This window comes from Nocardia sp. NPDC019323 (genome assembly GCF_044389845.1).
Classification (GTDB): domain Bacteria; phylum Actinomycetota; class Actinomycetes; order Mycobacteriales; family Mycobacteriaceae; genus Nocardia; species Nocardia implantans.
Window position 1 is genome coordinate 710,840 of sequence record NZ_JBIRYN010000002.1, and the last position, 13,114, is coordinate 723,953.

The 13,114-nt window shown below is 71.5% G+C and carries 10 protein-coding genes; 4 read left to right on the top strand and 6 right to left on the bottom strand.

Translation table 11 applies throughout. The features are described from left to right. Positions 1-471: 471 nt before the first annotated feature. Together ACH49X_RS10670 and ACH49X_RS10675 are read left to right on the top strand one after the other, a co-directional pair. Positions 472-1,704, top strand: a complete 1,233-nt coding sequence (locus tag ACH49X_RS10670; RefSeq protein ID WP_357109631.1) for a polysaccharide biosynthesis protein — start codon at positions 472-474, stop codon at positions 1,702-1,704. 22 nt (positions 1,705-1,726) lie between these two features. Further along, a complete protein-coding gene (locus tag ACH49X_RS10675; RefSeq protein WP_195080926.1) occupies positions 1,727-1,966 on the top strand; it encodes a hypothetical protein in 240 nt (79 codons plus the stop codon). 66 nt (positions 1,967-2,032) lie between these two features. Here ACH49X_RS10675 and ACH49X_RS10680 read toward each other — a convergent pair whose 3' ends face one another. Beyond that, positions 2,033-3,193, bottom strand: coding sequence for a DUF3068 domain-containing protein (locus ACH49X_RS10680; RefSeq protein ID WP_357208506.1), 1,161 nt, complete (start codon positions 3,191-3,193; stop codon positions 2,033-2,035). 204 nt (positions 3,194-3,397) lie between these two features. On the opposite strand from ACH49X_RS10680, the gene ACH49X_RS10685 reads away from it, so the two are divergent. Next, complete coding sequence (locus tag ACH49X_RS10685) at positions 3,398-4,582, top strand: acyltransferase (protein ID WP_357208508.1); 1,185 nt, start codon at positions 3,398-3,400, stop codon at positions 4,580-4,582. 16 nt (positions 4,583-4,598) lie between these two features. Here ACH49X_RS10685 and ACH49X_RS10690 read toward each other — a convergent pair whose 3' ends face one another. The 5 genes from ACH49X_RS10690 to ACH49X_RS10710 form a co-directional block, all read right to left on the bottom strand. Continuing rightward, on the bottom strand, positions 4,599-5,099 hold the full coding sequence (locus ACH49X_RS10690) for a DinB family protein (RefSeq protein WP_195080923.1): 501 nt from the start codon (positions 5,097-5,099) through the stop codon (positions 4,599-4,601). 93 nt (positions 5,100-5,192) lie between these two features. Further along, positions 5,193-9,554 carry an alpha-(1->3)-arabinofuranosyltransferase gene (locus ACH49X_RS10695; RefSeq protein ID WP_397069494.1) on the bottom strand — a complete coding sequence of 1,454 codons (4,362 nt, stop codon included), beginning with the start codon at positions 9,552-9,554 and terminating at the stop codon, positions 5,193-5,195. Beyond that, the gene (locus tag ACH49X_RS10700; RefSeq protein WP_083880942.1) at positions 9,535-9,705 is read right to left on the bottom strand and encodes a DUF2613 domain-containing protein; all 171 of its coding nucleotides are present in this window, start codon (positions 9,703-9,705) and stop codon (positions 9,535-9,537) included. The genes ACH49X_RS10695 and ACH49X_RS10700 overlap by 20 nt, the downstream gene beginning before the upstream one ends. A 138-nt stretch (positions 9,706-9,843) precedes the next feature. After that, positions 9,844-10,938: an isochorismate synthase MenF gene (locus ACH49X_RS10705; RefSeq protein WP_195080921.1), complete on the bottom strand. Its 1,095-nt coding sequence runs from the start codon at positions 10,936-10,938 to the stop codon at positions 9,844-9,846. A 135-nt stretch (positions 10,939-11,073) separates the two neighbouring features. Continuing rightward, entirely contained in the window at positions 11,074-11,547 is a 474-nt protein-coding gene (locus tag ACH49X_RS10710) for a universal stress protein (RefSeq protein WP_084485711.1), read from the bottom strand. Positions 11,548-11,944: 397 nt separating this feature from the next. Between ACH49X_RS10710 and ACH49X_RS10715 the strand changes: the two genes are divergently transcribed. After that, positions 11,945-13,108, top strand: coding sequence for a glycoside hydrolase family 3 N-terminal domain-containing protein (locus tag ACH49X_RS10715; RefSeq protein ID WP_195080920.1), 1,164 nt, complete (start codon positions 11,945-11,947; stop codon positions 13,106-13,108). The last annotated feature ends 6 nt before the right edge of the window (positions 13,109-13,114 follow it).

Genomic DNA, 13,114 nt, shown 5'->3' on the forward strand with positions numbered 1-13,114 from the left:
GTTGTCCGGTGGGTCACGCATCGTTGCGCCTGCGGGAAGAAGATGGCGATGCCGGGATCGCTCCGCCCCCTTCACTGGCCATGCTGCGGGCTCAGCACACCGTCTGATCTGGGGTGACGCGTCAGCGTGCCGGACGCCGAGTTCGCGACTGGAGCGAGTCCGACGCAGTGGCCGCGCTCGCCGCCCGGCTCGGTTACCGCACCGAACCGGACGGCGCCACGGCGATCCATCGGAACCCGTCCCCCGAATTCTTCGTGGTTCTCGTTGTCGCCGAAGCCGGTCCTCGAGGACATGCTCGCGGGGGTCGAGGAAGCCCCGACCGGGTGCAGGGTGGGCGATGTCATCCTGGTCGGCGCGGGCCCGCTCGAGTAGGTGTCCCGACGGCGTCATCGGGCCGGAGACTTCGAGTCGGCGCATCACCGCTCGTGCACCGGCGGGGCGCGCAGGGGGGCGGCACGCGCGGGTGGGACGATGGGCGGCGTGTCTGCTGTCCGTCGGTTTCCCGTGGTGGCGGATCTGACGTGGGTGACGGCGGGTGCGATGACCGCGAACGTCGCCGGGTATCTGCTGCAACTGCTGGCGGGGCGGTGGCTGGGGGTCACCGGGTACAGCGAGTTCGCGAGCCTGCTCGCCGTCCAGCTGCTGTGCGCGGTGCCCGCGCTGGCGTTGCAGAACGTGGTGGCCAGGGAACTCGTGCGCGGCGCGGGAACGGCCGCGCTGCGCGGGCTGCAGTGGCGCTGCGCGGTGATCGTCGCCGTGGCGGCCGCGGTGCTGGTGCCGCTGGTCGCCGTCACACTGCACGCCGGGGTGGCCGCCACCGCGGCGGCGCTCGGCGCGGCGCCCGCGCTGGTGCTGCTGTCCGGTGAGCAGGGCGTGCTGCAGGGCGGCAAGCGGTTTCGGGCGTTGGGAGCTGTGCTCGGCGCCGCGGGGGTCGCCCGGGTCGCCCCCGCGCTGGTGATCCTGGCGCTGGGCGGCGGCGCGACGCTCGCGCTGTGGGCGGCGGCCTGCGGCATCGCGACGGCGGCGCTGCTGGCCAGGATCGTCGCCGGTGCGTCCGTGCCCGACGCCGGAACCGAACCGCGCGTCGTCGCCCCGGGTGTGCTGCCGGTCCTGCGGGCCGCCCAGGTGCAGGCGGCGATGATGGCGCTCTCGTCGGCGGACCTGATCGTGGTCCGGATCGTGCTCGACGACGCGGACGCCAGCCGTTACGCGCTCGGCACCATCGCCACGAAGATCGCCTTCTGGCTGCCGCAGGCGGTCGGTGTCGTGCTCTATCCGCGGATGGCCCAGCCGACGCACTCCGCAAGCGCGATCCGGGCGGCGCTGGCGGTGCTCAGCGGCATCGGCCTCGTCGCCGTGCTCGGGGCCGCGCTGGCCGCGCCGCTCGCCCCGCTGCTGGCGGGCGAGGACTACGCCCCGATCCAGGGCCTGCTGTGGATCTTCGCGCTGCACGGCGCGCTGCTGTCGGTGCTGCAAGGCGCGGTGCTGTCGGCGATCGCCGTCGACCGCACCTCTCTGGCACTGGTCACCTGGCTGGGTCTGGCCGTCGAGGTCACCTTGATGCTGTCGCTGGCCCGCACGATTCCCGCGCTGATCACCACGGCGGTGTCGGTCGCGGCCACCACCACCGTCGTGGTCGCCGTCATGGTCCTGCGCGCGGCCGACAACACGGCGCGCCCGGAGCCGCTGCGCCCGGTGGGCTGAGCGGGCCGCTTACGATCGTCGCATGATCACCGCGGTGCACACCCTGGTCTACGCGGAGGATCCCGACGCCGCCCGCGCGTTTTTCCGCGATGTCCTGCGCCTGCCGAACCTCGACGCGGGCGACGGCTGGCTGTTGTCCGCGACCGGGCCGAGTGAACTGGGCGTTCATCCCACCGATGGGCCGCCGCGTCACGAGATCTCCCTGATGTGCCACGACTTGGAACGCACGATGACCGAGTTGGCGGCCGGCGACCGAGCATAGGGCCGGAAACGAATTCGGCTCCCCAGCCGGAAGGCGGGGGAGCCGAATTCAGGGATGTTCAGCCGATCAAGGCTTCTTGTCGATCCGAATCTGTTCGGTCGGCGCGTCATCGGCGCCGCGGTTGACGTGCGAAGCGGGACCGGCCGGAGCCGAGCCGCCCGGACGCTGGAACGGAGCGCCGCCCGTCCGCGCGGGCGTCGGAGCCGAGCCGCCGCGGATACCGAGAACCACACCGACGATCAGCGCGATCACGCCGAGGACACCCAGGATGATGGGCAGGATCCGGCCGTACAGCGACAGCTTGTCGATGTTCTCCTTGGCCACCGCCAGCTGCGACTCGATCGTGTTCTCGTCGAAGACCAGGTGCGACTTCAGCGCGGTGACCTCCGGCTTGTCCGCGGTGCGCGAGTAGTAGAGGTGCAGCGCCTCGCCGCCCTTGACGACCGTGCCGGTCTGCGGCTCCACCCACAGGTCACGGGTGTTGGTGTAGAAGCGGGTCATCGTCACGGGCGCTTCGCCGCCCTCGACGCCCCACTTGGCTGCGGGCAGGCTGAGCCGGTTGGTCGGCGCGGGCACCACGTCGTAGAGGTTGGTGGCGGGCACCGACATCTGGAAGTGGTAGACCTTCGTGTTGTTGATCTCGGTCTCTTCGATGAAGTTCGCGTCGAAGGTCTTGCGCACGTTGAGGTCGAAGTACGGGTAGGTCTTCTTCTCGGTGCCGATCGGGAACCGGTACTGCAGGCCGGTGTGCTGCACCGGCTCCGCGATGCTCTGGCCCTCCAGGTTCGCGGTCACCGCGATCGAGCCGTTGGGCTCGGTGCCGACGGGCTCGCCGGTCACCCGGTCGATGGTCACCCGGTCGACGGTCGCGGTGAGCAGGCCGGTGTCGCCCTGCTTGTCGATGCGCCGCAGCGTCTGGCCCGCCTGCACCGTCATCTGGTGGGCGTCGGCCGGGTCCTCGACGGTGAGGAAGCGCTGCGAGACCAGCGGGACGTTGGTGTCGACCTTCGCCGAGCCCTCCGGAGCGGTCAGCGACTTGGAGTCGAGCACCAGGCTGTCCTCACCCTGCTGGTTCGTCGCGATGGTGGTGATCTCCAGGTCGAGGGGAGTTTTCGCCAGCTTGTCGACGGTGTAGGTCGGGATCATGATGGCGGCGACGATCAGCAACGCGCCGAGACCCACGAGCAGGCAGGCCACCGTCCTTCTGGTACCGGCACTCAGTGCCATGCAAACTCTCCTCGTCGTAGAACACGGGTCGCTCCGGCGAGTACTGCGGGCACGCCGCGGCACTCGTGAGCCCCGACACTAACAGTCCGATGTCGTACCATGCGGCGTCGAGGCCGGAAACGGCCCAGAAATCGCCCGAGTCTAACGCGAAATCTGAAACGCCGGGTTATCAACTGTGGATCCGCCGAGGCAGACTGGAGCCCGATGACCGAAACGATGCCCACCACCGCGCCCGCGACCGAGCGGGTGCGCCCCCGCGCGTTCGTGCCGGCCTTGGAAGGCATGCGCGGCATGGCCGCGCTCGGCGTGCTGCTGACCCATGTCGCCTTCCAGACCGGCGCCGCAGGCACGCCCGTCATCGGGCGGGTGTGGGGCCGGTTCGACATGGCGGTGGCGGTGTTCTTCGCGCTGTCGGGCTTCCTGCTCTGGCGCCCGCACGCGGCGGCGGCGCGCGGACTCGACAGCGCCCCGCCCGTCGGCTACTACCTGCGACATCGTGCCGCTCGCATCCTGCCCGCGTACTGGCTGGTGGTGTGTGCGGTCCTGGTGCTGCTGCCGAGTGCCGCCGGGACGGCGGGCCTGCGGGTATGGGTGTCGAACCTGGCGCTGTTGCAGGTGTTCGTGCCGCTGACGCTCACCGACGGCCTCACGCAGATGTGGAGCCTGTCGGTGGAGGTGGCGTTTTATCTCGTGCTGCCGTTGCTGGCGTTCACCCTGGTGCGCCTGCGCGGCCGCGCGGCGCGGTGGCGGGTGCCGGTGCTGGTCGCAGTCGCCCTGCTGAGCCTCGGCTGGAACTTCATCCCGGTGCCGACGCCCGACGCGATCCACGCGGACAATTGGCTGCCCGGCTATCTGCCCTGGTTCGCCGCCGGCATGCTGCTCGCGGAGCTCGCCGAACATAGCGTCCGGCTATCACGCTGGTGGAAAGTCGGAGCGAATCAGCCGCTGATGTGGACCGTCGCGGCGGCGGCCTTCCTGCTCGCGGCGACCGATCTGGCCGGTCCCGCTGGTCTGACCCGCGCCGAACCGTGGCAGTACGCGGTGAAGATGGGTCTCGGCGCGATCATCGGGTTCGCGCTGCTCGCGCCGCTGGTGCTGCGCGATCCGGCGGCGCGCGGGCACCGCTGGCTGGAGTCGCCGGTGGCCGCGACGCTCGGGCGCTGGTCCTACGGCATCTTCATCTGGCACCTCGCGGTGCTGTCGATCGTGTTCCCGGTGTTCGGCATCCTGCCGTTTCAGGGCGACTTCGGTTACGTTCTGGTGCTCACCGTCGCCATCACCCTTCCGGTCGCGGCGGCCAGCTACGCGCTGGTGGAGGAGCCGGTGCGGCGCTGGGCCCGCCGCAGGGACCGAGTGCGGCGGACGCCGGACCCCGAACCGGCGCCCTGATCGGCGGCGCGCGAGCTCAGCCGTCGAGCTGCCGGTGCATGTCGAGCAGGTGGTGGCGCAGCTCGTGCAGAGTGTGCACGGCCAGCCAGCGCAGGGAACGAACCGCGGGTTCGGGGTAGGGGAAGCCGAGGGTGCGTTCCCAGTCGTCGTCGCCGAGTCGCTCCAGCACGTTGGCGAACAACAGGGCGGCGTCCCGGATCTGGCGGGCCACATCGGCGGGGTTCTGCTGGGCGTAGCCGTCGTGCTCGACTCGTTCGTCCCGGCCCATCGCCGCCGCGGGCGGGTTGTCCGAACGGCGCGCGGCCAGCACGCGTTCGCGCTGGGCCAGCAGCACGTCCCGGACATGGCAGGCGTACTCCAGCGGCGACCACACATCGGGCTTGCCGCGCTCGCGTAACTTGACGCTGTCGGCGCCGAGCAGGTCGGCGTATTCCACGGCGTGTTCCCGCGCCAGCGACGGCACGTCGGCCGCCGAAGCCAAGTCGTAGACGAAACCGCATTCGGCACAGGTGCTCACGCGTGGTCACGTTAGCAACGGGTGCCATTGCGGCGCACGGCGAATGGGGTCTTGTGCAGCGGCGCTTCGCCGGGCACGCGCGGCAGGGGCCGTTCAGTGCTCGCCGGTCGGCGGATCGGCGTCGTCCGGCTCCGGCGCGCCGGGTCGGTCGGCGTCTTTCGGCCGGGGCAGCGCCGCGACGCCGACCGCGATGATCGCGAGCAGCGCGGGCAGTTGCACCAGCACGGAGCCACCCATATATCCATCGGGTGAGCGCCAAGGGCCGGTGGACAGCGCGGCGGCGGACAGCATCGTGCCTGCCCCCGCCACGACGACGAGCACACGGGAGGTGACGTACCGCGTGAAACGCGTTGCCGCCAAGGCGATCACCGTGGCGGCAGCACCCACCGGACCGGCGATCACGGTGGCCGCGCCGGTGAGCCCTACCGCGCCCAGCCGGCGACGGGTCGTGGAGCCGGACGAATCGGCACTCGAATCATCTTGTTCCGCAGCCATATTCGAGTCTGCGGTGGATCGAGCGCGACGGGGAACAGCCAGGATCACGAGCGGCAGGAGCAGCAACAACCCGCCGAAGATGGCGAGGCGATACCACCGGTCGACCGGGAAGGCGATCGTCACCGGCCCGGTGGCATCGGCGGGAAGCAGCCAGCCTTGCTGCCAGCCGTCGACCACCACGGGCGTGAGTGCGCGACCGTCCGCGCTGGTCGCGCGCCATCCGACATTGGTGCTCAGCGGCAGCACGAGCAGGCGGTCACCCGCGTTCGTCGCCGGTGCGGCGGGGGTCTGGGCGTCGGCCGGGTGCAAGCGCAGCCGATCGACGAAGAACAGGTCGGTGGGGCCCACCGCCACGTCGGCACGGCCCGGCGGCAGCGGAAGTTCGTTCGATGTGCCGGTCTCGTCCGTGCACACCCGGGCGGGAACCGGCGCGCCGGAACGCAATTCGCCGACGGTGGCGGTGACGGTGGTGCGCAGCGTCCGCCCGCCCGCGTCGATCGTCGGTCCCAATGCGCACGGGACGGTGACCTCACGGTCCAGTGCGGCGGCCGCCGGGTAGTCCGGTCCGAGCACCGTCACCTCCGCCAGTCCGGGGGGCTGGGTCTGCACGAAGCCGAGCGCGGTCTTGTCCAGCACCGGCCGCCAGGTCCGCATACTCAGCTCGATGCGATCGGTCACGGTGGGGTGCAGGGAGATTCGCGCCGGTGTGCCGGGACCGTCGTCGTCCAGCTCGCGCACCTGCGGACCGTCACCGAGATTCACCGTCACCGAGGTGGGCGCAGCGGGCAGGCCGCCGAGCGACGGGGTGAGTTCCAGGCCGGTCACCAGCGTGGGTTCGGGCAGCTCGAGGGTGAGCGTCGGCCTGCCTGCGGTCGGTTCGCGGACCGAGTCCTCCGGTGCGGTCCAGCTCGTGCGCGGATCGCCGTCGGTCGCGGCGAACGCGGCGCCGCGCAAATCGCCGACGTCGGCCTTGCCCCTGGCCACCGGACGGGCGTGGTCGGTGAGCAGCGCCTCCAGCGCCGGGCCCTGCCTGGTGCGCACGGTCAGCTCCGGAGCCACCGACATCGGTTCCGGGACGGTCAGCGTGCGCTGGAACGTGCCGGGTTCCTCCGGAGCCAAGGCCAGGCCCTTACTGCAGCGCACCCGGTCGGGGGCATCGAAACAGGCGCCGCGGCCGGGGAATTCCTGACCGAGATCCCATCCCCGCACCGATGCGCCCGCGGACGCGGGCGGCACCACGGTGCGATGCCGGATGTCCACCCGGACGGGCGCGTCGCGGGTCGAGTAGTCGTCCAGCGTGAGTTCGCTGATGCCGAATTGCCCTCCGGAGGAGCCGTTCTCGGTGCGGATCGCGGTGATCGTCAGCCACTCGGTGCGCCCCGCGGGGAGCGAGACCGAGACCGGGGCACCGGGTTCGGCCACCCGCACCGAGACGGTGCCGTTCGCGGTGCGCACCTCGATCCATTTGATCGGGTCGCCGATGGCGGCCGGACTGGTGGTCAGCTTCAGCTGTCCGGCCTTGATCGGGCGATCCAGATCGAGCCGCAGCCATTGGCCGAGGGCGTACTCGGTGCCGTTGCTGATCCACGCGGTGGACGGATCGCCGTCGACGACGGCCGCGGTGGAACTTCCCGGCGCCGCGCCGCCGAGCTGGGTGGCGTCCGCGGCCGAACTCGACGCGGTGACGGTCGCGCCCGACCACTCGCCGCGCACCAGTTCGGCGCCGGGCACCGGATAGTCGGGGACCAGATTGTAGGTGCGGCGCGCGTCGTCGGGGGCGCGCAACGCGGAGTTGTGGTTGTCCACCCGGCCGAAATCGGTCTCGCGATCCATCGGCGTATCCGTGACGGTCACCGGGCCCATCGGCAGCCCGGCCCTGGTCGCGTCCGCGGCGAGCAGGGCGGGTGTCCCGGCGAGACCGGGGTCGCGGCGCATCCGCTCGAGCACTTCGGGTCCACCCTGGACGACCGGGACGTTCGCGAGCGGAACGGTGTACGCGCCGGGGAACGCCTGCGGCGCGCCGGTGCCGCCCCGTACGTCGGCGGGCGTTCCGCGCCCCGGCGTGTCCACCCGGTATATCTCGACCGCCGGATACGGCGGGCGCAGGTCGCCGTCGGCCACCAAGTCGTCGGCGAGCACCAGCGACTCGATGGGGTTGCCGAACTCGGCCACCTTGCGCAGGCCGGGCGACTCGTCCAGCGCCTGATGGGCCAGCATCGGCCGGGTCGAGCGGGAGGTCTCCGGGTCGAGGTCGTTGCGCAGGACGACGACGCCGATGCCCTGGGCGCTCAGCGTCGCGGCCAGTCCCTGCGACGGTCTGCCGTCGGCGATGAGCCGCTGCACCGAATCCATCGCGCGGATGGTGCCGGGCGGGTTGAGCGGCACCGCGTCGCGGATCGCCCACGGCGTGCCGGCCAGCGCCTGCAGCGGTTCGTCGCGGGTGAGTCCCCAGACCTGGCTGCCGAAGGGCGCGCCGGGCACCACCAGCGCGCGGGTATCGGCGGCGTTGCGCTCGAGCCAGTCCGCGGTCTGCTGCCAGTACTCGGGCACGCGGTCGTAGGCGCCGCGCGGCGCGAGTTTGCCGGTCCAGGCCAGCGAAGTGGACAGGGCGAGCGCGGTGAGGATCAGCGCCGCGACCGCCACCGAGCGGTCGCGCTCCGGGTGGGCGAACGCGCCGCGCCACACGTTGCGCGGTACCGAGGCGGGCAGCGGAACCCGGGCGAGCAGCTGCGCCAGCCCCAGCACGAGCGGGATGCGGATCAGCGGCTCCAGCTTGTGCACGTTGCGCAGCGGGGCGCCGCCGGAGTCCAGGAAGACGCGCACCGACTCGGCGAACGGTCCGCTCAGTTCACCGACGAACCCGGCGCAGATGCCGACCAGCCCGACGCACAGGATCAGCACCAGCCTGCCCCGGTACGGCATGGACCGCAGGGCCAGCCCCGCCATGCCCGCCGCCGCGACCAGCCCGGTGGCCAGCACCGCGGCGGGCTGGGTGACCAGCACCGCGCCCGCGATGCGTTCCGGCGAGACGAACGGCGTCCAGCTGTCGGTGCCGCGCAGCACCTCGCCGAGCGAAGCCCACTGCGTGGTCACGCCGGAGGACTCGATGTAGTCCAAGAACGGCGGACTCACCTTGCCCAGTAGCAGCAACGGCACCGCCCACCAGAACGTCGCCAGCACCAGCAGCGGGATCCAGGCGGCGGTGAAGCGCCACCAGCGTCGGGCGCTGCCGGACGCTCGTCCGCGGCCGAGCGCAGGCGCGGCAGCCGCCCACCACAGCAGGGCGGGCAGGAAGGCGGCCACCGTGGCGACCGCGTTGACCGAGCCCATCAGCGCGAGTGCCAGCGCGCTGCCCGCCGGCGACGCGGCCCCGCCCCGCCGCCGGTTCCGCGCGACACCCAGTGCGGCGGGCGCGAGCAGCACCCACGGCGCCAGCATCATCGGCAGGGTCTCGGAGGAGATGGACCCGACGGTGGTCAGGACCCGCGGCGACAGCGCGAAGGCGAGCGCGGCGACGACGCGCGACCCGCGCGTGCCGATGCCGAGCGCCTCGCACAGGCGGACGATCCCCCAGAACCCGGCGAGCAGCAGCAGCGCCCACCAGATCCGCTGCGTCACCCAGGCGGGCACGCCCAGCAGATGACCGAGCGAGAAGAACGCGCCGTGCGGGAAGAAGTAGCCGTAGGCCTGGTTTTGCACCTGGCCCATCGGCGCCTGGCTGCTCCACAGATGGCTCGCGCGTTCGAGGAAGCCGAGCGGATTCTGCGCCAGGTCGTATTTGGTGTCGGCGACCGTGAGGCCGGGCGCCTGCAGGAAGGTCAGCAGGAACGCCACGACGACGGTCGCGGCGAACCAGCGTCTGCCCAGCGGCGCGGTGCTGTGCTGCCCCGGCGCCCCGGACGATCCGAGCGAGTCGGCGGGTGAAGCGGAGGTCAGCGGGTCAGCGGCTGCCGTACTCAACGTTGTTCAGCAGCGAGGAGTCCTTGTCGCCGCTGCGGTCGATCTCCGGCCGCGAGTTCTGCTGGACCGCCATGGTGATGAGGAAGACGCTGAGCACGCCCAGCACGGCGCCCGCGACGGCACTCGCAACACCCGGGACAGCAAACTTCATCGCGGTACTCCAATACGTCGATGCAGGCACGTTCCCGGCCAACCTAGCAGGACGTCCGGTATTTGTATGCGTTCAGGCCGTCGAATCTCCGTAGGACGGCTCCGCGAGCGCTCGGTGGGCCTCCGGGAAACGGCCGCGTCAGTGCGCGGGGAGCGCGCAGTGCAGCGCGCCGAGCAGGGTGCGCAGCTTCGCGGTTGTCTCGTCGAGTTCCGCCTGCGGGTCGGAGGCCGCGACGATGCCGCCGCCCGCGTACGCCCGCAGGGTGCGGCCGTCGGCCGAGAGTTCCGCGCAGCGGATCGCGACCACCCAGACGCCGTCGCCGTCGGCGTCGCACCAGCCGACGGCCCCTCCGTAGAAACCGCGATCGTCCTCGACGCGCGTGATGGCCTCCAGCGCCAGATCGGTGGGGGTGCCGCAGACGGCGGGTGTGGGGTGCAGCGACAACGCCAGGTCGAGCGCGGTGGTCGCGGCGTCGCGCAGACGCCCCGTGATCGGCGTCGCCAGATGCCACACCTCGTGGGTGCTGATCAGTTCGGGGCTCTCCGGAATCGACAGCTCGGCGCAGACCGGGCCGAGTCGCTCCCGGATCCAGTCGATCACGAAGGCGTGCTCGTCCCGGTTCTTCGTGCTGGCCAGCAGCTGCGCCGCTTGCGCCGCGTCGGCTTCCGGATCGGCTCGCCGCGGCGCGGTGCCTGCCAGCGGGCGCAGCGTCACCGTGTCGCCCTGCCGGGCGATCAGCACTTCCGGCGTCGCGCCGACCAGCGTCGCGCCGTGGCGTCCGGCCGATGTGAGATCGACCGCGAAGACGTTCGCGTGCGGATGCCGGGTCAGCAGGTGCCCCGCGACGACTTCCGGCTCGAGCGCGGAGCCCGCCTCGGCCAGCACCGAACGCGCCGCGACCACCTTGCGCAGCGGTTGGGCCGGATCGTTGAGCTGCTCCACCAGTTCGGTCACCCGTGCCACATGCTCGGCCGGGCTCGGGATCTCGGTCACCACGCGCACCGGCGGCAGGTCGGGCAGCGCGGCGGGCCGCCATGGACCAGCGGTGTGCACCGCGTGCTCCGGCACGCTGAGCGCGGCGGGTTCCCGTGGATCGAACGGCAGCGCGCCGACCACGAGCGGCGCACTGCCGTCCAGCAGCGCCGCCCGCGCTCGTCGCGCGTCGTCGAAGCGGACGCGGCTCCCATGACCCCGAACAACCCCGTCGGCCCGGGCAAGCAGGAACCCATCCATGCACCCAACATAATGGGTGCGATCGGACGAAGTCCGTCCTCAGCCGGGCATGGCCGGAGCGGAGACGCAGGTACGCCCAGCCCCGTCGCCCGAGTCCCACCATGGCGTAGCGATCGAGATCTCATGTGAGCGCGGTCACGGGTTCTTGCCGGGTGGGACGAGCAGCACGGGCCGGTGGCAGTGCTTGAGGACGGCGTCGGCGACGCTGCTGTGCAGCAGCGCGCGCAAGCCGGTGGCGCCGCGGGTGCCCGCCACGATGATGTCGACGTCCAGCTCGTCGGCACAGTCGACGATGGCGTTCCAGATGGTGGTGCCGCATTCGGCGGTGCGCGCCTCGGCGTTGAGGCCGGCCAGTCGCGCCAGTCGCACGCCCTCGGCGTTGATGGCGCGCGCGTCGACGTAGGCGATGTCCTCGATCTCGTCGTCCGGCACCCACTCCGGTTGCATGACACCCGACAGCCCGGACAGGCGAGCGGCTTGGCGCACCATGGGTTCCCACGCGGTGAGCACGACGGCCCGGTCGGCGCTGAGGAATCGTCCGGCGTATTCGACGGCGCGCTTGGCGTTCTCGGAGCCGTCGTAGGCGATGAGCATCAGATCGCAGGGCACGATGACCTCCTGAGAAGGACGCACGGCGACACCACGAGATTACCCCGCCCACGGCCGCGTGAACCGGCTTGTTTCTCGGCATGACCTGCGCAAACGTCAACCCGCCGAGGCTGGATTCGCGCGCGCCGACGCTGCGGTGACCGCCACGGCGAGAGGATGCCGCATCCAGGAACAACGGCCGGAGAGTATGCGGCGCCGTGCGCACGGCCTCCGGATCGATCCGGGTGACACCTGCCAGGCGCGCGGAAGCAGCGGCGGACGAGACGCGATGTGGACAAGACCGTGACCCATCGGCCCGGTGACGAGACAACGATTCGATACCGGTGCGGGAGTTACCCGCTGGGTAGGGATGTAGCGAGTGCGGTCGCGCACGTCGCGGCGAGTACGGTTGACCTCTATGCGGAAGACGCCTCTGCTCGTCCTCGCCGTTCTCGCCGCCGTCGCCACCGCCTGCTCGAACGGCGGCTCCACCGAGTCGGCCTCGTCGAGTACGACCACCACGACGGACGCGACCACCGCCGCGGTCCCCGTCACCAGCTCGGCGCCGCCGGACTGCAACGCGGGATACCTCGCGCAGTTCACCACCCGCCAGAAGCTCGCCCAGTTGCTGACGGTCGGCGTCACCGGCGCGGCCGACGCCACCGACGTGGTGCGCAACGAGCAGATCGGCGGCATCTTCGTGGGCGGCTGGACCGACCAGGCGCTGCTCGCCTCCGGTCAGATCGCGCAGGTGAAGCAGGCGGCCAAGGTGCCGCTGATGGTGACCATCGATGAGGAGGGCGGCCGGGTCTCCCGGGTGCGCGACCTGATCGGCGCCGCGCCGTCGGCGCGGGAGACGGCGCAGACCATGAGCCCGGAGCAGTTCTACGACGCGACGCTGACCAGAGGCCGCGCGCTGAAGGATCTCGGCGTGACGGTGGACTTCGCTCCCGACGTCGACGTCAGCTCTCAGCCGGACGATTCCGTCATCGGCGACCGCTCCTTCTCCGACGATCCGGAGGTGGTCACCCGCTACGCGGACGCCTACATCCGCGCCATGCGCGAGGTCGGCGTCGGCACGGTGATGAAGCACTTCCCCGGTCACGGATCCGGGTCGGGCGACTCGCACACCGGCGCGGTGCGCACCCCGCCGCTGGACCAGATGCAGAACGTGGATCTGGTGCCGTTCCGCAACCTGATCGGCTCGGGCGCCGCGGTGATGGTCGGTCACCTCGACGTGCCCGGATTGACCACTCCCAACGTCCCGGCCAGCATCAGCCCGGAAGCGATGCGTTTGCTGCGCGAGGGCACCGGTTACGGGGCCGCGCCGTTCCAGGGACCGATCTTCACCGACGATCTCGGTGGCATGGCGGCGATCACCAGCCGGATGTCGATCGAGGACGCCGTCGAAGCCGCGTTGGTCGCCGGCGCGGACAGCGCCTTGTGGATCACCACCGACGCGGTGTCGCAGGTGCTCGACCGGCTGGAGCAGGCGGTATCGAGCGGGCGACTGCCGATGGCTCAGGTGGATGCCTCGGTGTTGCGGTTGGCCGCGTACAAGGGCGCGCTGCCGCGCTGCTGACGCGCA

Bases quoted from the DNA above. Each gene is read 5' to 3' on its own strand.
- ACH49X_RS10705 (WP_195080921.1), bottom strand. From the start codon at position 10,938: ATGGATGGGTTCCTGCTTGCCCGGGCCGACGGGGTTGTTCGGGGTCAT.
- ACH49X_RS10680 (WP_357208506.1), bottom strand. From the start codon at position 3,193: ATGGCACTGAGTGCCGGTACCAGAAGGACGGTGGCCTGCCTGCTCGTG.
- ACH49X_RS10670 (WP_357109631.1), top strand. From the start codon at position 472: ATGGGCGGCGTGTCTGCTGTCCGTCGGTTTCCCGTGGTGGCGGATCTG.
- ACH49X_RS10675 (WP_195080926.1), top strand. From the start codon at position 1,727: ATGATCACCGCGGTGCACACCCTGGTCTACGCGGAGGATCCCGACGCC.
- ACH49X_RS10685 (WP_357208508.1), top strand. From the start codon at position 3,398: ATGACCGAAACGATGCCCACCACCGCGCCCGCGACCGAGCGGGTGCGC.
- ACH49X_RS10715 (WP_195080920.1), top strand. From the start codon at position 11,945: ATGCGGAAGACGCCTCTGCTCGTCCTCGCCGTTCTCGCCGCCGTCGCC.
- ACH49X_RS10700 (WP_083880942.1), bottom strand. From the start codon at position 9,705: ATGAAGTTTGCTGTCCCGGGTGTTGCGAGTGCCGTCGCGGGCGCCGTG.